We start from the raw sequence: 16,233 nt of genomic DNA, 5'->3' as shown, positions 1-16,233 counted from the left end.
GGCCACCGCTTGCGACTTCGTCGCTTGCGTGGCGGCCGCTCGGACGCGAGCCGGGCCGCGAACGGGCAATGCTCGATCTCGCTGCGCTCGAAACCGGGGGTTGGGCCGATGAGGCCGCCCGAGATGGCAAGCGCGGAATTCATGTTTGCGGGTCTACAGCGAGCACTTCACGCTAGGGGTGGCGATATTCAGCCCGCATTTGATCATCCCGGCGAGGAGATCGATGATCTTGGTCGTGAGCGTCCCGCCGAGCTTCTCGGTCTTCTCGGCTTTTTCGTCCTTCTCGAACAGGCCCCCACCGGTCCGGTCGGCGTCGCCCTGACCGTCGAAGTCGAAGACGGAATCGTCATCGCTGCCCTGGCCGTCGAAATCGAAGGGGTAATCGCTGACCTGTGTGACCGCCGGGGCGCTCGGAGCGGCGGCGGCCTCCGGGGCGAGGACCGACACCGAACCGAGAGCCACGACGAGAGTTCCGAACAACACGACGATCATGGTGCGCAAACGCTGGTGCGCGAACATTCGCATCACATCCTCGAGTCGGATCAATCTGGCCGTTTCCAAGTAACGCACAGATCGCGGCGATTCCGGCTGGATTACGCGGATATCACCGGTGCGGTGACCGCGCTGGTCAGCCGGATCAGATCGGCGGGCGCCAGCTCGATCTCCAGACCGCGACGCCCCGCGCTGCACAACACGCGGTCCCAGGACAACGCCGAGTTGTCGATCACGGTGGGCAGCGGTTTGCGCTGGCCGAGAGGGGAGATGCCGCCGAGCACGTACCCCGTCGTCTTCTCCGCTCGGGTCCTGTCGGCCATGCTCGCCTTGGAAGCCCCCAGCGCAGCGGCGGCGGCCTTGAGCGACAGCGTGTTCGGCACGGGAAGCACCGCGACCGCGAGTGAGCCGGTGGCCAGCTCGATGACCAGGGTTTTGAAAATCTGCGCGGCCGCGACGCCGAGTTCGGCGCCCAGCGCATCCACCGCCTCGGTGCCGTAGGAGTCGGAGCGCGGATCGTGCTTGTAGACGTGTACCCGGTGGGGCACCTCGGCCCGGGTCAACGTGCGGATCGCCGGTGTCGAGCCTGCTGCCATGGCGGAAACCTTAGCGGCGGGACGAGCCGAGGCCGTAACGAAATTTCCTGGGATTTCGCCGCGAGCCCGCGGTCGCGGGAACACCGCGGGCGCCGCGCATGTTGTAGGCGATACACAGCGCTCGGATGGATTTCCATCGCGTGAGCAGGCCCTATGGAGACGTGAAGGAGATGCCGGTGCCCGTGCTGCTCGACGATCGTCCGGTATGGACCCAGGTGTCACCGACGGAAGGCGGATTCCCGGTCGATGTGCCGTTGCCGGTAGATTTGGCAGGTACGGCAATCGAAGGGACAGGTGTGACGAGCGACGATGACGTGGTGGCCGACGATGTCGCTGCCGTCGACGATGCCGAACTGGCACAGCGGTTCGAGCGGGACGCGCTGCCGCTGCTCGACCAGCTCTACGGCGCCGCGCTGCGCATGACCAGGAACCCGGCGGACGCCGAGGATCTGGTCCAGGAGACCTACGTCAAGGCGTATCAGGGGTTCAAGTCGTTCCGGGAAGGCACCAACCTCCGTGCCTGGCTGTACCGGATCCTGACCAACACCTACATCAACTCCTACCGCAAGAAGCAGCGCCAGCCCGCGCAGTACCCGACCGACGAGATCACCGACTGGCAGTTGGCCGCGACCGCCGAGCACACCTCGCAGGGCCTGCGCTCCGCCGAGGTCGAGGCGCTGGATGCGTTGCCGGACGACGACATCAAGGCGGCACTGCAAGAACTGCCGGAGGAATTCCGGATGGCGGTGTACTACGCGGATGTCGAGGGTTTCCCGTATAAGGAAATCGCCGACATCATGGGCACCCCCATCGGTACGGTGATGTCCCGGCTCCACCGCGGCCGGAAACAACTCAAGGGTTTGCTCGCCGATGTGGCGCGCGAGCGTGGATTCAACCGTTCGGGGGAACGCCAGGAGGTCAACCAGTGAGCGAGCGGGATCCGGATATGGAGCTCGACTGCACGGCGGTTCTCGCCGACGTGTGGTTGATGCTGGACGGGGAGTGCGACGAAGCGACCCGGGCCCGGTTGCAGCATCACATGGAGCACTGCAGTCCGTGTATCGAGGCCTACGGCATCGAGGAGAAGATCAAAGGTCTGCTCAGTCGCAAGTGCGGCGGCGACCGCGCGCCCGAGTCCCTGCGCGAACGCCTGACCGTCGAACTGCGCCGCGCGTTCATCGCCACCGAGGCTTCCGTCGAGACCTCCGACTAGCCGGTCGCAAACGCCGAGCGGCACGCCTTCGGAGCTGGAAGTGCGTGCCGCTTCGCGTTTGCGGGCCGAGCGTGCGCTCAGGCGTTGGGCCGCTTGCCGTGGTTGGCCGCGTTTCCCTTGCGACTACGCTTCTTACGTCCGCGCTTACCCATGAGTAGTCTCCCTTCTGGTTGAAGGCCATTGTTTCATGTGTGGTTGGCTGTACCGTCAGCGGATACAGGGCAACGAGTGAATGGGGTGCCATGGCTGAGGAAGTACTCGCGGAGCTGGTGTCGGTCGTCTACCAGGTGGTCGTCGAGGAGGGCGACGAGGTCCAGGAGGGCGATACGCTGGTGATCCTCGAGTCGATGAAGATGGAGATTCCGGTGGTTGCGGAGTCCAGCGGCACGGTGACCTCGGTCGGCGTCAAGGAAGGCGACGCGATCAAGGCCGGCCATCTCATCGCGGTCATTTCCTGATCGACTCCGGCGGTAGATCTTCATGGCGACACTGAGCGAGTTGCTGGCCGAGCACACCGACCTACCCGGCGTCGCCGTTGACCATTTGCAGCGGGTGGTGGGAGATTGGCAGCTGCTGGCCGATCTGTCCTTCGCCGACCTGCTGTTGTGGGTCGGTGCGGGCCCGGTGACCGAGGGTGCGGATATCGTGTGCGTCGCGCAGTGCCGCCCGACCACCGCCCCCACCGTGCACCAGGAAGACCTGGTCGGCACGGTCGCCCGGCGGACCGACTATCCGCAGGTGTTCGAAGCGCTGATGACCGGCGAGACCGTGCGCGCCGACAGCGACGTCGAGGCATCCGGCGTGTATCACCCGCATCCGACGCACGCGATCCGCGAGGCGATCCCGGTGCGCTGCGGCGACGACGTGATCGCCGTGCTCAGCCGGGATACCGATATGCAACGTCCCCGGGTGCGCAGCCAACTGGAGACCGCCTATGTGGCGTGCGCGGACGACCTGTGCCAGATGATCGCCGACGGCACCTTCCCGACCACCGAGGATCGCGCGGCCACCCATTCCAGCCCGCGCGCGGGGGATGGTTTCATCCGGCTCGACACCGAAGGCATCGTCGTCTACGCCAGCCCGAACGCCCTGTCGGCCTACCACCGGATGGGCTTGCAGGCCGATCTGGCCGGACAGGATCTCGCCGTCACCACCCGCTCCCTGATCACCGACCCGTTCGACGCGCAAGAGGTGGTCGGCGACATCCAGGCCGCGCTGGCCGGCCGGACCGGGCGGCGTATGGAGGTCGAGGCGCGCGGCGCCACCGTGCTGCTGCGCACGCTCGTGTTGCGCCCGCACGGTGAACTGGCCGGCGCCGCCGTGCTGGTTCGCGACGTCACCGAGGTCAAGCGGCGTGATCGCGCCCTGCTCAGCAAGGACGCCACCATCCGGGAGATCCATCACCGGGTGAAGAACAACCTGCAAACCGTCGCCGCCCTGCTTCGCCTGCAAGCCCGCCGCACCGAGAACGAGGAGGCGCAGGTCGCCCTCACCGAGTCGGTGCGCAGGGTCACCTCGATCGCGTCCGTGCACGAAATGCTGTCCATGTCGGTGGACGAGGAGGTCGACCTGGACGAGGTCGTGGACCGGCTGCTGCCGATCATGGCCGACGTCGCCACCGTGCACACCACGCGCATCAAAGTGCGCCGCGCCGGCTCGCTCGGCGTCTTCTCCGCCGAACGCGCGACCCCGCTGGTGATGGTGCTGACCGAACTGGTGCAGAACGCCATCGAGCACGCCTTCGATTCCGGCGAAAACGGCACGGTGACAATCCGTTCCGAGCGTTCCGCCCGCTGGCTGGACGTGATCATCAGCGACGACGGTCGCGGCCTTCCGCCGGGTTTCAGCCTGGAGTCCTCCGACCGCCTCGGCCTCCAAATCGTCCGCACCCTGGTCACCGCCGAACTCGGCGGCTCCATCGGCCTGCATCCTGGCGCCGACATCGGCACCGATGCCGTGCTCCGCGTCCCTCTGGGGCGCCGCTCGGGCCGCTGACCGTGTTCGATATGCGGCGCCTGCGGCGCTGCGAACGGGCAATGCTCGGTCTCGCTGCGCTCGAAAACGGGAGTGGGGCCGGTGCGTGGTGTCGCGCCGTAATCGCGGTATCTGGTGAGTTCGGCTGTGACTGTAGCGCGGCGAATACGCAGTGCCGCAATACAGTTCGGCCCGAGACACAACACAGCCCGGCACCTATGGGTGCCGGGCTGAAATGCTTACCGGGCCGGGCTGCTGAATGGCCCGGTAAGGCGGTTCGTCTTAAACGACGGTGCGGGTGCGGGTGCGCGCATTCCGGCGCTTCAGCGCCCGGCGCTCGTCCTCGCTCATACCACCCCACACGCCGGCGTCTTGTCCGGACTTCAGGGCCCAGGACAGGCAGTCGGCGGTTACGGGGCAGCGAGCGCAGACCAGCTTGGCATCGGCAATCTGCGCGAGCGCCGGACCACTGTTACCCACCGGGAAAAACAGCTCGGGGTCCTCATCGCGACAGATGGCCTTGTGGCGCCAGTCCATTCCTCTGCTCCTTTGCTGGGCGCCGCGCAGGGCGCCTATGGTTTCTGGTTCGTTCACTTGTGCGACTCGAATGTTTCCGCACGGTTGCTTGTGAATGCTTTCACGAACACCGTAGATGTCAATAGGCACGCGGTGCACCGTGGGGAAGGTCACGCTCCAAAGGCCCCCGCACGGGGAGCCTGCCCGGTCCTTTGTACTCGCTCCACCTGGTTTTCGCAGCACAACCGCGATGTTTTTCGCGGCGTTTCGCGCTCAGTGCGGCTGTGGTGCGACCACGGCGAGGACGTCGGGCACCGCGGTGAAATCCACCACGTTGCGCTTGCCGATGAAGTCGCCATCGATTTGCAGGCCGATGGGTTCTTTGGACTCGATTCGTACGGTGGGAACGTCGTCTGCGCGAAATAAATTGCGGGACTTGGGGTTTCCGTTGGGCATGAGAAGTTGACGCGCGAGCAGCAGCGTCGGCAGCACCGCCATGGATCGCACGGCAAACACGCCGAGCCCCGTTTCGAAGCGGGTTCCGGGGTTGGTGTGCACCGGTGTGGCGTTCAAGTAGGTCCAGGGCGTGGTGTTCGTAACGAAGGCGAAATGCACGCCATCGACGGGCTCGCGGCCCGGAATTTCGACCTGAACGCCCGGTTCCAGGCGTCTGGCCCGGAAAAATTGTCGCACAGTTGTTCGAAGATAACGAGCGGGAGTCGCGGTGCGGCCGCGCGCGCGGCTGGCATCGATCGCCTCACACACATCGGCGTCCAATCCGACGCCCGCACTGAAACAGAACCAGCGGTCGTCCGCCGTGCCGAGGCCGATGCGGCGATCGGAGTCCACCGTGAGCAGATCGATGAGCTGGTTGGTTGCGGTTACCGGGTCCGGCGAGATGCCGAGCGCCCTGGCGAAGACGTTCGCCGAGCCGCCGGGGATCACGCCCAACCGCGGCAGCCAGGCCTGACCGTCGTCCAGTTCGGGCAGCGGTAGGAAGCCGTTGATGGTCTCGTTGACCGTCCCATCGCCACCGTGCACGACGATCAGATCCATCTCATTGGTTGCTGCCCACTGCGCCAGTTCCGCCGCGTGGCCGCGGTGCTGGGTGTGCGCAACGGTCAGCTGGGTGCGGCTCTCCAACGCGTGCGCCAGCAGGTCCCGGGTCGCCGGCGTAGTCGAGGTGGCATTCGGGTTCACGATCAGCAGCGTCCGCACGTTCGCAGCCTAGTTGGCCGCTGACCCGGGCCGGAAAAGCGGCGAGCGACGCCACGGCGGGACCCGGCCATCGGTCTACGCCAGGGATGGGTCCTGGTCCTCCGGGTCGTAGGCTTGCCGCGTGAGCGAGCGGAGCGAGCGAACCATCGACACAGCCGAGCACTCGCTCGTGCCGGAGGCGAGCGCCAGCGAGGTGGAGGCGTGAGCGAGCGGAGCGAGCGAACCATCGACACAGCGCAGCGTCGGCGAGTGAGCCCAGGACACAGCGCGCGGGCGCGCAGGACGCAGGAGAGTGCCGGGGAGGGATGGTCGTGAGCGCCAAGGGTGCGGGTTCGGCGCGTGTGCCGACGACGGTCCGGGCGGCCGGTGGGTTGGTGACGCTCGAAGGGGTGGTCGCCGTGATGGTCGCGGTCGTGCTGATCGCGCGCGGGCTTCTCGGTCACGACCAGACCGCGACCAGTGGCTACGGCACGGCCGCCTGGTTCGGCATACTCGGCGGCGCGGTGCTGGCCGCGGGCTTCGGGCTGCTGCTCGGGAAACGCTGGGGCCGCGCCATCGCCGTCATCGCTCAATTGCTGCTGCTCCCGGTGACCTGGTCGCTGCTCACCGACTCCAACCAGCCGGTCTACGGCACGCTGCTGGGGCTGGTCGCGGTGACCACGCTCGTGCTGTTGTTCGCGCCGCCGTCCACGCGGTGGATGGCGCAGGATTACGGGGTGGAACCGGAGTAGGTCCCGGCCGCTTCGCGCAGCGCAGTACGGCACAGCTGGTCGGCGTGCCTGGTGGTTTCCGGCAGCCGGTAGCGCGGGGTCGAGGCGAGCACCTGCGCGCAGGCGGTGTCGAGGTCGATGCGGTGGCCGACGGAGACGAAGACCGGTTTGACGCCGGTTCTGGTGCGTAGCGCGCGCCCGACCACCTCGCGATCGATGGTGATATCGGTGGCCGCGCCGCGTTGCGGGCCGGGTTCGGCGTAGTCGCCCCAGACTGTTTTCGCCACGCCGATCGTCGGTATACCGGTGAGCAGTCCGAGGTGGCAGGCCAGGCCGAAGCGGCGCGGGTGGGCGAGTCCCTGTCCGTCGCAGATCAGCAGATCCGGTGCGGCATCGAGCTTTTCGAGCGCGGCGAGGGTGGTCGGGATCTCGCGGAAGGCGAGCAGGCCGGGTACGTAAGAGAAGGCGGCCACGCCGTGCGCGACGGCGGACGATACCGGGCGCAGCGTGGCGGCGTCCAATACGACGACCGCGGCGGCCACGGCGCCGGTGTCGTGGTAGGCGGAGTCGAGTCCGGCCACCGTGCGGAACCGGGTTCCAGGCGGCGTCACCGGATCGACCAGCGGCCGCAGATCGTCCTGCATCGCCATGGCCGCCTCGGCGGTGGCGGGCCAGGACGCTCGGTCGACCCGCGCGAGCCAGGACATCCGCGTTACCGCGCCTCGGCGGCCAGCGTGCCGAGCGCCTCGCCAGCCAGCCGGTAGCCGACCCATTCGTCCTGGGCCACGGCACCGATCGACTCGTAGAAGTCGATAGAGGGCTTGTTCCAGGTCAGCACCGACCAGGTGACGCGGCTGTAGCCCTGGTCCACCGCCTCCTTCGCGAGCGCGGTGAGCAGCGCCTTGCCGTAGCCCTTGCCCCTGGTCTCCGGCTTGACGTACAGGTCCTCCAGGTAGATGCCGTGCACGCCGTCCCAGGTGGAGAAGTTGAGAAACCAGATGGCACAGCCGAGCAGGCCCGTCTGGTCCGCCACCACGTGCGCGAACACCTTCGGCTCCGGCCCGAACAGCGCGGTGTGCAACTGCTCGGCCGTGACCGAGCACTCATGTCGGGCTTTCTCGTACTCGGCCAGGTCGTAGACGAGATCGACCAACGCGGGCAGGTCGGAAGGGACGGCGCGGCGCAAGACCGCGTCGCCGAGATCCACGGCGTTCGGATCGGTCGCGCCGCTTGCGGGGTCGACGGTTCGGGTCACAGTGCGGCTCCGTTGGGTACCAGGTTGTGCGCGTGGATGGTCCGCGCGTCGTGTTCGTAACCGAGGACGGTCAGCGCGCCGGTCGACATGGCGAAACGGCGGCCCTCCCTGACCTCGAATTCTGCCCACCGGGCGATCAGCGCGCGGGAGAAGTGGCCGTGCCCCACCAGCACGATATCCCGCTCGGAAAGCGCCGGCTCGACGGTGGCCAATGCCCGGTCGGCCCGCGCGCGGACCTGATCCGCGGTCTCGCCGTCGGGAACATCGCCGGTCCAGATGGTCCAGCCCGGCGCCGATTCGCGGATCTGCGGGGTGGTCAGGCCCTCGTAGGCGCCGTAGTCCCATTCGGCGAGATCATTGTCGATTACCGCGTCGGTGAGCCCGGCCAGCTCCGCGGTGCGGACCGCGCGTTGCCGAGGGCTGGTGTGCACCAGTGGATTTCGCAGCTTCAGCGCGGTGAGCAGGAGTCCGGCGGCCTCGGCCTGCCGCTCGCCGTGCTCGGTGAGCGGCAGATCGGTGCGACCGGTGTGGCGCCGCTCGCGGGACCACGCCGTTTCGCCGTGCCGGAGCAGGACCAGTCGGGCGCCATCGTGTACGGACATGTCTCCCATCATGGCGACGACCGCGCGGCACCGCCCGCACCGGGTCGGGTCACGCCTGGATCGGCGCTCCGAGTTCGAGCACTACCAGCGGCATCGGGCGCGTGATCTTGGCCTGGAAGTCCGCGAGCAACGGATTGTTCGCCAGTACCCAGCCCGCGAACTCCTCGTACTCGGCACCCTCCAGCGCCCGCGCCGTGCCCTGGTAGGTGGTCGAACCCAACTCGATGGTGACGCGAGAATCCGCTTTGACGTTGTAGTACCAGGCCGGGTACTTGTCTTCGATGAACGAGCTCACGTACAAGGTCTCGCCACGCCGCAGCAGGCCGAGCGGGACCACATGGTGCTTACCGCTCTTGGCCCCGGTGGTGGTGAGCAGCAACAGTTCACCGTCCTCGTAGGCGCCGCCGACCTTGCCCTCGTTGTCGCGGAACTCTTGGATCACACCGTCGTTCCAGTGGGTGATCTCTTCGTCGGTGTACTCCTGGTTCCACGGCGCGTCCGGATCGTCATAGGACGTTATGGCGGATTTGGATTCCCCCGCGGTGGATTCGCTTTCGCTCATGGCCGCAGTATGCCGGAGGGCACCGACAGGTTCGGGTGGTCTGCCGAGCGGATCGACGGGTGCCGGTGGTGCCGAAGAACACGCAACGCCGAATGCGCTGGCCGGCGAACGCAGTTCAGCCGAGGGCGTGCAACTCTCCGTTGCGTAGTTCGAGCACGGTGTTACCCAGTACCGCAAGGGAAATGGGCTTGCCTGTGTAGCCCGGCCGCTCCACCGGGATGCGCCCGACTTCGGCGCCTGTGGCCGGGTCGAGGACGGCCAGCGCGCCGGTGGTGGGCAGCAGCAGTCTGCCCGCCATGAGCGCGGGCGCCCCGAGGGCGGTGCCCGAGGTCCACATCGGGTCGAATGTACTGCCGTTCAAGGCGATTACGCTATTGCCGGTGAAGACCAGGTAGGCCGATCCGATCCGGGTGGTCGTGGCGTCCGGGCTCAGCGGCGCGGAAAGCTGATGCGTCACAACGGGGTTCCCGTTTCCGTCGTAGACGGCCAGCCGCGGTGGCACGAATTCCGCGCCCGCGGTGGTACCCGGGACATACAACACGATCCGGCTGTCGGACACCGCGACCACCCTCGCCTCGGCGGAATCCATTCCGGGCCCCGTCAATACGTGCGAGCCGTACTCCTCGGGGACCGTGTTGTCCTTCGGGGCCGGGTTGAGCACGGTGAGCCGGTTGGCGGGGTCGGCGGGACACCGTTCCAGCACGGCGAGCCGGGACGGACTGGAGCTCGACGACAGCAGTGTGCAGCCTTTGCGCGGTTGGGTCTTCACGTTCACCGGCGCGTCGACGAAGCCGTACTCCACGGTGCGCACCAGGTCCGAGCGCCACATCTCCAGCCGCCGCGGCCCCTGCGCGAGGACGTAGGTGCCGTCCACCGACAGCCGCACGGTGGAATCCATGTAACTGCTGCGCGCGGTGCGCCGGTCGCCGCTGTCCCCGGCGAGCAGCGTGGTCTGGCTGCACCCGCGGTCGTCGCGGTACACCGCGACGACCATGCCGTACTGTCCCTCGATCCCGCACAGCGGCAGGTCGCGCCGGTACTTCCACAGCTGATCGCCGGTGCTCGGATCGCGGCCGGTGACGGTGTCGTCGTCGCCGGTCACCACGACACCGCCGGACACGAGCGCTCGTGCGCTCGCGCGGTCCGGCGCGTGCCACAGTTCGCGCAGCGAGGCCGGCAGCCGATCGGCCGCGACCGGCGTGGGTACCGTGGTCGCCGCGGTCACCGATTCGGTGCCGTGCGCGTCTCCGCGTACCCAGACCACGACCCCCGCGACCATCACGAGAACCGCGATCGCCACGGCGCAGATGATGTCGGCGCGTGTCCGCCGCTCGGGTGCGAGCACGAGTGCGAGACTAGCGGATCAGGACGGTCAAGCCGACGCGGCGGCGGCGGGCTCGGCCGCGCTCCCGGTGCCGTCGGCCGCCGCTTCGCCTTCCGCGGACCTGCGCCGCCTACGGCGTCGACGAGCGGGCCGGTCGACGGAACCGGCCTCGTCGGCATCGCTCTCGGGCGAGGCGTCGGAGTCTTCGGTGCCGGTTTCTCCGGTCGCGGCTTCCTCCGCCGCGTCACCGGCCGGCTTGCGCCGCCTGCGCCTGCGCCGCGCGGGCCGGTCGGCGGTGTCGGCATCGGTCTGCGCGGCGTCCTGCGCGTCCTCGCCGGTGGAGTCGGCGTCGCCCTCGCCGGTGGTGGCGGTGTCGGGCGTGCCGTCGATCGGCTGCCCGCCACGGGTGCGCCTGCGGTTGCGCTTGCGCGGGGCGCGGGCCGGGCGCTCGACCACGACCGCGTCCGGGTCGCGCTCCGGCTTCGGCTTGCCGACCACGCCGGTCACGTCTTCGGGAATGCCGAGATCGGAGTACAGGTGCGGCGAGCGCGAATACGTCTCGACTGGATCGGGGATGCCGAGCCCGAGCGCGCTGTCGATCGCCGACCAGCGGTTGAGCTCGTCCCAGTCGATCAGGGTCACCGCGACGCCGGTGCGCCCGGCTCGACCGGTGCGGCCGATCCGGTGCACGTAGGTCTTCTCGTCCTCCGGGCACTGGTAGTTGATGACGTGCGTGACGTCGTCGATGTCGATGCCGCGCGCCGCGACGTCGGTCGCGACGAGCACATCGATGGTGCCCTTGCGGAACTTGGTCAGCGCCTTCTCGCGGGCGATCTGCCCGAGGTCGCCGTGCACCGCGCCGACCGCGAACCCGCGCTCGGCCAGATCGTCGGCCACCTTCTGCGCGGTGCGCTTGGTGCGCGTGAAGATCATCGTGGCGCCGCGGCTCTCGGCTTGCAGTATCCGCGCGATCAGCTCGCTCTTGTCCAGCGCGTGGGCGCGGTAGACGAACTGGGCGGTGCGGTCGTGCACGGCGGAATCGTGCGGTTCCTCCGCCCGGATGTGCGTCGGGCGGGTCAGGAACGTGCGGGCCAGCGTGATGATCGGGCCGGGCATAGTCGCCGAGAACAGCATGGTCTGGCGCTTGTCCGGGACCATGCCGAGAATGCGTTCGATGTCCGGGAGGAAGCCCAGGTCGAGCATCTCGTCGGCTTCGTCGAGCACGAGTACGCCGATCTTGCCGAGGATCAGGTGCTGCTGGTCGGCGAGGTCGAGTAGTCGGCCCGGCGTGCCGACCACCACGTCCACGCCCGCCTGCAGCGCCTCGATCTGCGCTTCGTAGGGGCGGCCGCCGTAGATGGACGCGACACGCAGCGGTCCCTGGTGGTTGGTCAGGTATTTGCTCGCGTTCTCCAAGTCCTTGGTGACCTGGATGCACAGCTCCCGGGTCGGCACGATGACCAGTGCTCGCGGCGTGCCGTCCAGCGGCGTGGTGCCGGATTCCGCCGTCGCGATCCGGTGCAGCAGCGGCACGCCGAATCCGAAGGTTTTACCCATACCGGTGCGGGCCTGGCCGATGAGATCCTCGCCGGCGAGCGCCAGCGGGAGGGTCAGTTCTTGAATGGCGAAAGTACGTTCGATGCCGATCTCGCCGAGCGCGCGGACGATTTCCGCGCGCACGCCCAATTCGGCGAAAGTCGGGGCGGTATGCGTTGCGTCCAGTTCGGCCGTCAACAGGGTGTCCGCCAGTCCCGGTTCCTGATCGACTGTGATCTTGCTCAGGTTCGTGCCTTCCTCGTAATCACGTCCCGCACGCACGAGGTGGGGCGGACCGGGCGGTCCGCGATGACCACGACTCCGCAAGCGATACTCACCCGGCCACGCTCCGGATGCCGGGCGCCTGCCAAAAAACGGCGGCTACCTCGCAAGACATCGGCGCGGCGCAATGGTGACGCGGAACTGGTGCGCGCACATTTTCCTGTCCAACGAAAACCTCGCACCCGAAACCGGTCGGCGGTCGCAGCAGCGTCCTCGCGGGGTTCACGTGAGCGCGGCGTCCGGCAACTCCGTCGAGCGTAACTTTTCGTTGTCCATGGTGATTGTAGCGTGATATTGTGCGCCGCTCGAATTGCCACTGCGGCGTGCCAGCAAAATAGGTGGAAACCCGCAGCCCGCTTTCGCGGTACCGTGTGCCGACGTACGCTGCGCGACATGGCAATTCATCCCGCGCGGCAAATCTGGACCGCACTCGAACCGCTGCACGACGTCGTCTATTTCGGAACCGGCGTCAAAGAGGCGGGCGTCGGCATCGGGTTGCGCGGTTACTGGCAGACCTACTTCGCGTTTCGTGCCGCTCCGCTCGGCGCGGTGACGCCGGCGGCGGTGCAGGCGGTCTTCGCCGGATTCCACCCCGGCATGGTGGGCCGGGCGCTGCCGGAGGCATGGGAGCGGGCCACGCCGCAGCGCTGTCTGGCGGCCCGGCTGGAGCTGGTCACCGGGCTGCTGCGCGGGCTCGGCGCGGATGACGCGGTGTGCGCGCGTGCCGTCGACCTGCTCGCCCCGGTGCAGTGCGCGGCCGACCCGACCGGCCGGGCGCTGTTCGCCGCGAACGCGGCCTTGCCGCTGCCCGCCGACCCGGTGGCCGCGCTCTGGCAGCTGACCACCTCGCTGCGCGAGCATCGCGGTGACGGTCATGTCGCCGCGTTGGTCACCCACGGCCTGACCGGTCGGCAGGCGCTGGTCGCGCAGGTGGCGGCGGGTAAAGCGCCGGAATCGGTGATGCGGCCCGCCCGCGGGGTGTCGGAAGCGGAATGGGCGGACGCCTTCGACGAATTGCGGGCCAGGGGTGTGGTGGACGGAGAGCCGGTCGACCCGACGCTCACCGCCAGCGGAGCCGAGTTGCTGGAACGGGTGGAGGCCGACACCGACGAGGCCGCGTGGACGGGCGCGCTCGCGGTGTTGCCGGCCGACGCGATCGCCGAGCTGACCACGTCGCTCGAGTCGCTGGTGCGCATCGTGCGGAAAGCCGTGGTTCCGCCGCTCAACCCCGTCGGCATGGGACAGCGGTAGACATGGAACCGGGACTTGCCTGTTACCGCCGGTACCGCCATGTGAGACATTCGTTGTCGTGAGCCTTGCCGACACTGTCTCCCTTGCCGCGCGCAACGCGTGGGCGCTGACCTTCGGCTCCGGCATCGAGGCGCCGGACCCGACTCCTTCGACGCTGCTGTGGGATCAGCCGCACCGGCAACTGCGGCGCTTCGAGCGCGCGGACGGCATTGCGGTGGAAGCGGATTCGGCCGTGCTGCTGGTTCCTCCGCTCGCCGCGCCCGCCACCTGTTTCGACCTGCGCCCCGACCAGAGCCTGGCGCGGTTCCTGCTGGAGATCGGCCACGGTCCGTACGTCATCGACTACGGCGAGATCGCCTTCGCCGACCGGCGCATGGGTTTCGAGGACTGGATCGACGACATCCTCCCCGAGGCGGTCCTGCGCACCAGCGCCGACCGTGACGGACGTCCCGTCGACCTGGTCGGCTGGTCGATCGGCGGCACGCTGGCCCTGCTGACCGCGGCGGCGCACCCCGAGCTGCCGATCCGGTCCATCACGGCGGTCGGCTCGCCCCTGGACTACGACCGGATGACCGGGGTCCCGCAGCTGCGCGCGGTCGCGAAACTCACCGGCGGCCGGCTCACCTCGACCGTCATCCGCGCGACCGGCGGCGTCCCCGCGGCGCTGACCCGGATCGGCTACAAGATCACCGCATGGGACCGCCAGCTGACCAGGCCGTGGTTCGTCGCGAGCAATCTCGCCCGCACCGAGGCGCTGGCCAAGATGGAGTCCATCGATCGCTTCATGGCCGAGATGCCCGGCTATCCCGGTCGCTTCTACGACCAGCTGTGGAACCGGTTGATTCTCGGCAACGACATCGGACGCGGCGTCGTCCGGCTCGGCGAGCGGAGCATCGAGCTGGCGCGGGTGACCGCGCCGGTCCTGCTGGTCGGCGGACCCGCCGACGTGATCACCCCGGCCGCCGCCGTCGAGGCGGGCACCCGCATCCTCACCGGGGCGGCGCTGGTTCGCTACGAAACCGCGCCGGGCAGCCACTTGGGGATCCTGGCCGGACCGACCGCGCGCGATGCGACATGGAGTTATCTGGAGAAGTTCCTGGCCGAGACCGCGTAACCCGCGCCGAGTATTACGCTGGGGCGCATGGGAGCACAGTCACCTGCCGCGTTAGGTGTTTCGTCGACCGACCCAACCAACTTCTCCATCCCCGTGAGCCATCCCGGCGTCACCGATCTGTTCGCGGTGCTCGCCTACGGTGAGATCTCCGCGTTCTACCGGCTGGCCGAGGAGGCGAAGCTGTCGCCGACCCTGCGGGGCAAGGTGGCGGTGGCGACGATGGCCGCGGCCGAGATGGAGCATTTCAAGGCGCTCGAGTCCGCGCTGGCCGCGCGCGGCGCGGACATCTTCGACGCCATGGCGCCGTTCGTGCGGGCCCTGGATGCCTATCACGCGTCCACCGACCCCTCCACCTGGCTCGAGTCGATGGTGAAGTTCTACGTCGGTGACGGCATCGCCGCCGACTTCTACACCGAGATCGCCGGCGCGCTGGCTCCCGACGTCGCCGCGGTGGTGCGCGACGTGCTCGCCGAGACCCGGCACTCCGAGTTCGTCATCGAGGAGGTGCGCCGGGCGGTCACCGAGAGCCGCTCCGAACGCGACCGCCTCACGCTGTGGGGCAGGCGGCTGCTCGGCGAGGCGATCACCCAGGCCCAATACGTCATGGCCCAGCGCGACGAGCTCACCGATCTGGTCCTCACCGCCACCGGCGATCTCAACGGCATCGCCTCGCTCTTCGAGCGGATGCAGGCCAGTCACGCCGAACGGATGGCGGTCCTGGGCATCTGAAGGGTTACTCGTTGACGGCGCGGTTGGGCACCAGCCGCAGGCCGGGTGCGTGGGTGCTCGCGCGGTCGATCAGCCAGACGACGACGCTCTGGTCGCGGTCGGCCTCCAAGGTCTCGAACGGCACCTCGACCAGTCCGTGCACCGGATGGTCGAGCTGGAGGGTGCCCGAGCCGGGGGAGCCGACCCGGTGTGGTTTCCAGCGATCCGCGAAATCCGGGAGTCTGCGCAGCGCCTCGATCGTCTCGCGCAGCGAATCATCGCCCGGCCAATGAAGTTTGGCGCGGCAGAGCGCGGCGGTGAAAGTGTCGGCGGCGTGCTCCCAGTTGCGCAGGACGCGTCGCGCGGCGGGGTGTGTGAAGGTGTACCAGGCGAGATTGGGCTGGCCGTGGCCATCCAGCAGGCCCAGCGGTGCGACGAAATCGGCCCATGCCTGGTTCCAGCCCAGCACGTTCAGCTTTCGACCGACCACGAAGGCGGGCGTCGGCTGTAACGCGCGCAGAATCGTCTCGATCGTCGCTGCCACCTGCTCCTCGGCGGATTCCCTACCCGGGCAACGGGATTCGTTGCAACCAGAGGCGAGCGCGAGCATGCTGAAGTACTGGCGATCGTCTCCGCGCAGCAGCAGCGCGTCGGCCAGCGCGTCGATCACCGCGACCGAAGGGTTCGTGTCCCGGCCCTGCTCCAGCCGGGCCAGGTAGTCGGCGCTGACGCCCGCGCGGACGGCGACCTCCTCGCGCCGCAGACCCGGCGTCCTGCGCCGTCCGCCCTCGGGCAGCCCGACGTCCGACGGACGCAGCTCGGCGCGCCGTGCGATGAGGAACTCCGCGAATCCGTTACGAGCCATGCGTCCCATCGTGCC

19 protein-coding genes are annotated in these 16,233 nt (G+C 68.4%); 8 read left to right on the top strand and 11 right to left on the bottom strand.

Annotation, left to right across the window (positions count from 1 at the left end; genetic code table 11):
- Nucleotides 1-153: 153 nt before the first annotated feature.
- Nucleotides 154-519 carry a hypothetical protein gene (locus AB0M45_RS32645; RefSeq protein WP_364337109.1) on the bottom strand — a complete coding sequence of 122 codons (366 nt, stop codon included), beginning with the start codon at nucleotides 517-519 and terminating at the stop codon, nucleotides 154-156.
- A 74-nt stretch (nucleotides 520-593) separates the two neighbouring features.
- A complete protein-coding gene (ybaK, locus tag AB0M45_RS32640) occupies nucleotides 594-1,088 on the bottom strand; it encodes a Cys-tRNA(Pro) deacylase (protein ID WP_364337107.1) in 495 nt (164 codons plus the stop codon).
- 314 nt (nucleotides 1,089-1,402) lie between these two features.
- Here ybaK and AB0M45_RS32635 point away from each other — a divergent pair, with 314 nt between their 5' ends.
- The 4 genes from AB0M45_RS32635 to AB0M45_RS32620 all read left to right on the top strand — a co-directional run bounded on the left by AB0M45_RS32635 (nucleotide 1,403) and on the right by AB0M45_RS32620 (nucleotide 4,296).
- A complete protein-coding gene (locus AB0M45_RS32635; protein ID WP_364337115.1) occupies nucleotides 1,403-2,017 on the top strand; it encodes a sigma-70 family RNA polymerase sigma factor in 615 nt (204 codons plus the stop codon).
- Nucleotides 2,014-2,301, top strand: a complete 288-nt coding sequence (gene rsrA / locus AB0M45_RS32630) for a mycothiol system anti-sigma-R factor (protein ID WP_364337105.1) — start codon at nucleotides 2,014-2,016, stop codon at nucleotides 2,299-2,301. Before AB0M45_RS32635 ends, rsrA begins: the two co-directional genes overlap by 4 nt.
- 242 nt (nucleotides 2,302-2,543) lie before the next feature.
- Entirely contained in the window at nucleotides 2,544-2,759 is a 216-nt protein-coding gene (locus AB0M45_RS32625) for a biotin/lipoyl-binding carrier protein (protein ID WP_043730715.1), read from the top strand.
- Nucleotides 2,760-2,781: 22 nt separating this feature from the next.
- Nucleotides 2,782-4,296 carry a histidine kinase N-terminal domain-containing protein gene (locus AB0M45_RS32620; protein ID WP_364337102.1) on the top strand — a complete coding sequence of 505 codons (1,515 nt, stop codon included), beginning with the start codon at nucleotides 2,782-2,784 and terminating at the stop codon, nucleotides 4,294-4,296.
- Between the two features lie 261 nt (nucleotides 4,297-4,557).
- Here the strand turns inward: AB0M45_RS32620 and AB0M45_RS32615 are convergent, their stop codons facing one another.
- Together AB0M45_RS32615 and AB0M45_RS32610 are read right to left on the bottom strand one after the other, a co-directional pair.
- Nucleotides 4,558-4,812, bottom strand: a complete 255-nt coding sequence (locus tag AB0M45_RS32615; protein WP_011211115.1) for a WhiB family transcriptional regulator — start codon at nucleotides 4,810-4,812, stop codon at nucleotides 4,558-4,560.
- A gap of 252 nt (nucleotides 4,813-5,064) precedes the next feature.
- Nucleotides 5,065-6,009, bottom strand: coding sequence for a diacylglycerol kinase family protein (locus AB0M45_RS32610; RefSeq protein WP_364337100.1), 945 nt, complete (start codon nucleotides 6,007-6,009; stop codon nucleotides 5,065-5,067).
- A 305-nt stretch (nucleotides 6,010-6,314) separates the two neighbouring features.
- Here AB0M45_RS32610 and AB0M45_RS32605 point away from each other — a divergent pair, with 305 nt between their 5' ends.
- Complete coding sequence (locus tag AB0M45_RS32605) at nucleotides 6,315-6,740, top strand: hypothetical protein (RefSeq protein WP_364337098.1); 426 nt, start codon at nucleotides 6,315-6,317, stop codon at nucleotides 6,738-6,740.
- On the opposite strand, the gene AB0M45_RS32600 is transcribed toward AB0M45_RS32605, so the two are convergent.
- The 6 genes from AB0M45_RS32600 to AB0M45_RS32575 form a co-directional block, all read right to left on the bottom strand.
- Nucleotides 6,719-7,426 (bottom strand): endonuclease V, encoded by a 708-nt coding sequence (locus tag AB0M45_RS32600; protein WP_364337096.1) that lies wholly within the window; start codon nucleotides 7,424-7,426, stop codon nucleotides 6,719-6,721. The two genes, AB0M45_RS32605 and AB0M45_RS32600, sit on opposite strands and share 22 nt — an antisense overlap.
- A gap of 5 nt (nucleotides 7,427-7,431) precedes the next feature.
- Complete coding sequence (locus tag AB0M45_RS32595) at nucleotides 7,432-7,926, bottom strand: GNAT family N-acetyltransferase (protein WP_364337110.1); 495 nt, start codon at nucleotides 7,924-7,926, stop codon at nucleotides 7,432-7,434.
- Between the two features lie 44 nt (nucleotides 7,927-7,970).
- Nucleotides 7,971-8,576 (bottom strand): acid phosphatase, encoded by a 606-nt coding sequence (locus AB0M45_RS32590; protein ID WP_364337094.1) that lies wholly within the window; start codon nucleotides 8,574-8,576, stop codon nucleotides 7,971-7,973.
- Between the two features lie 49 nt (nucleotides 8,577-8,625).
- Nucleotides 8,626-9,138, bottom strand: a complete 513-nt coding sequence (locus tag AB0M45_RS32585) for a nitroreductase/quinone reductase family protein (protein WP_364337092.1) — start codon at nucleotides 9,136-9,138, stop codon at nucleotides 8,626-8,628.
- Between the two features lie 115 nt (nucleotides 9,139-9,253).
- Entirely contained in the window at nucleotides 9,254-10,483 is a 1,230-nt protein-coding gene (locus tag AB0M45_RS32580; RefSeq protein WP_364337090.1) for a PQQ-binding-like beta-propeller repeat protein, read from the bottom strand.
- A gap of 27 nt (nucleotides 10,484-10,510) precedes the next feature.
- Complete coding sequence (locus tag AB0M45_RS32575; RefSeq protein ID WP_364337088.1) at nucleotides 10,511-12,280, bottom strand: DEAD/DEAH box helicase; 1,770 nt, start codon at nucleotides 12,278-12,280, stop codon at nucleotides 10,511-10,513.
- Nucleotides 12,281-12,673: 393 nt separating this feature from the next.
- On the opposite strand from AB0M45_RS32575, the gene AB0M45_RS32570 reads away from it, so the two are divergent.
- From AB0M45_RS32570 to AB0M45_RS32560, 3 genes are read left to right on the top strand one after another with little or no spacing between them, the layout of a single operon-like run.
- A complete protein-coding gene (locus tag AB0M45_RS32570) occupies nucleotides 12,674-13,531 on the top strand; it encodes a hypothetical protein (RefSeq protein WP_364337086.1) in 858 nt (285 codons plus the stop codon).
- Nucleotides 13,532-13,589: 58 nt separating this feature from the next.
- A complete protein-coding gene (locus AB0M45_RS32565) occupies nucleotides 13,590-14,645 on the top strand; it encodes an alpha/beta hydrolase (protein ID WP_364337084.1) in 1,056 nt (351 codons plus the stop codon).
- Between the two features lie 27 nt (nucleotides 14,646-14,672).
- Entirely contained in the window at nucleotides 14,673-15,374 is a 702-nt protein-coding gene (locus AB0M45_RS32560; RefSeq protein ID WP_364337082.1) for a ferritin-like fold-containing protein, read from the top strand.
- 4 nt (nucleotides 15,375-15,378) lie between these two features.
- Here AB0M45_RS32560 and AB0M45_RS32555 read toward each other — a convergent pair whose 3' ends face one another.
- Nucleotides 15,379-16,218 carry a helix-turn-helix transcriptional regulator gene (locus AB0M45_RS32555; protein WP_364337080.1) on the bottom strand — a complete coding sequence of 280 codons (840 nt, stop codon included), beginning with the start codon at nucleotides 16,216-16,218 and terminating at the stop codon, nucleotides 15,379-15,381.
- Nucleotides 16,219-16,233 lie beyond the last annotated feature (15 nt).

This window comes from Nocardia sp. NPDC051787 (assembly GCF_040681325.1).
Taxonomy (GTDB): domain Bacteria; phylum Actinomycetota; class Actinomycetes; order Mycobacteriales; family Mycobacteriaceae; genus Nocardia.
The sequence above is the reverse complement of the archived record's forward strand: the minus strand, read 5'-3'. Positions and strand labels throughout refer to the sequence as shown.

Excerpts from the sequence above, each read along its gene's own strand:
- AB0M45_RS32645 (WP_364337109.1), bottom strand. The coding sequence starts at position 519 with ATGTTCGCGCACCAGCGTTTGCGCACCATGATCGTCGTGTTGTTCGGA.
- ybaK (WP_364337107.1), bottom strand. The coding sequence starts at position 1,088 with ATGGCAGCAGGCTCGACACCGGCGATCCGCACGTTGACCCGGGCCGAG.
- AB0M45_RS32625 (WP_043730715.1), top strand. The coding sequence starts at position 2,544 with ATGGCTGAGGAAGTACTCGCGGAGCTGGTGTCGGTCGTCTACCAGGTG.
- AB0M45_RS32620 (WP_364337102.1), top strand. The coding sequence starts at position 2,782 with ATGGCGACACTGAGCGAGTTGCTGGCCGAGCACACCGACCTACCCGGC.
- AB0M45_RS32615 (WP_011211115.1), bottom strand. The coding sequence starts at position 4,812 with ATGGACTGGCGCCACAAGGCCATCTGTCGCGATGAGGACCCCGAGCTG.
- AB0M45_RS32605 (WP_364337098.1), top strand. The coding sequence starts at position 6,315 with ATGGTCGTGAGCGCCAAGGGTGCGGGTTCGGCGCGTGTGCCGACGACG.
- AB0M45_RS32600 (WP_364337096.1), bottom strand. The coding sequence starts at position 7,426 with ATGTCCTGGCTCGCGCGGGTCGACCGAGCGTCCTGGCCCGCCACCGCC.
- AB0M45_RS32590 (WP_364337094.1), bottom strand. The coding sequence starts at position 8,576 with ATGTCCGTACACGATGGCGCCCGACTGGTCCTGCTCCGGCACGGCGAA.
- AB0M45_RS32585 (WP_364337092.1), bottom strand. The coding sequence starts at position 9,138 with ATGAGCGAAAGCGAATCCACCGCGGGGGAATCCAAATCCGCCATAACG.
- AB0M45_RS32570 (WP_364337086.1), top strand. The coding sequence starts at position 12,674 with ATGGCAATTCATCCCGCGCGGCAAATCTGGACCGCACTCGAACCGCTG.
- AB0M45_RS32560 (WP_364337082.1), top strand. The coding sequence starts at position 14,673 with ATGGGAGCACAGTCACCTGCCGCGTTAGGTGTTTCGTCGACCGACCCA.
- AB0M45_RS32555 (WP_364337080.1), bottom strand. The coding sequence starts at position 16,218 with ATGGCTCGTAACGGATTCGCGGAGTTCCTCATCGCACGGCGCGCCGAG.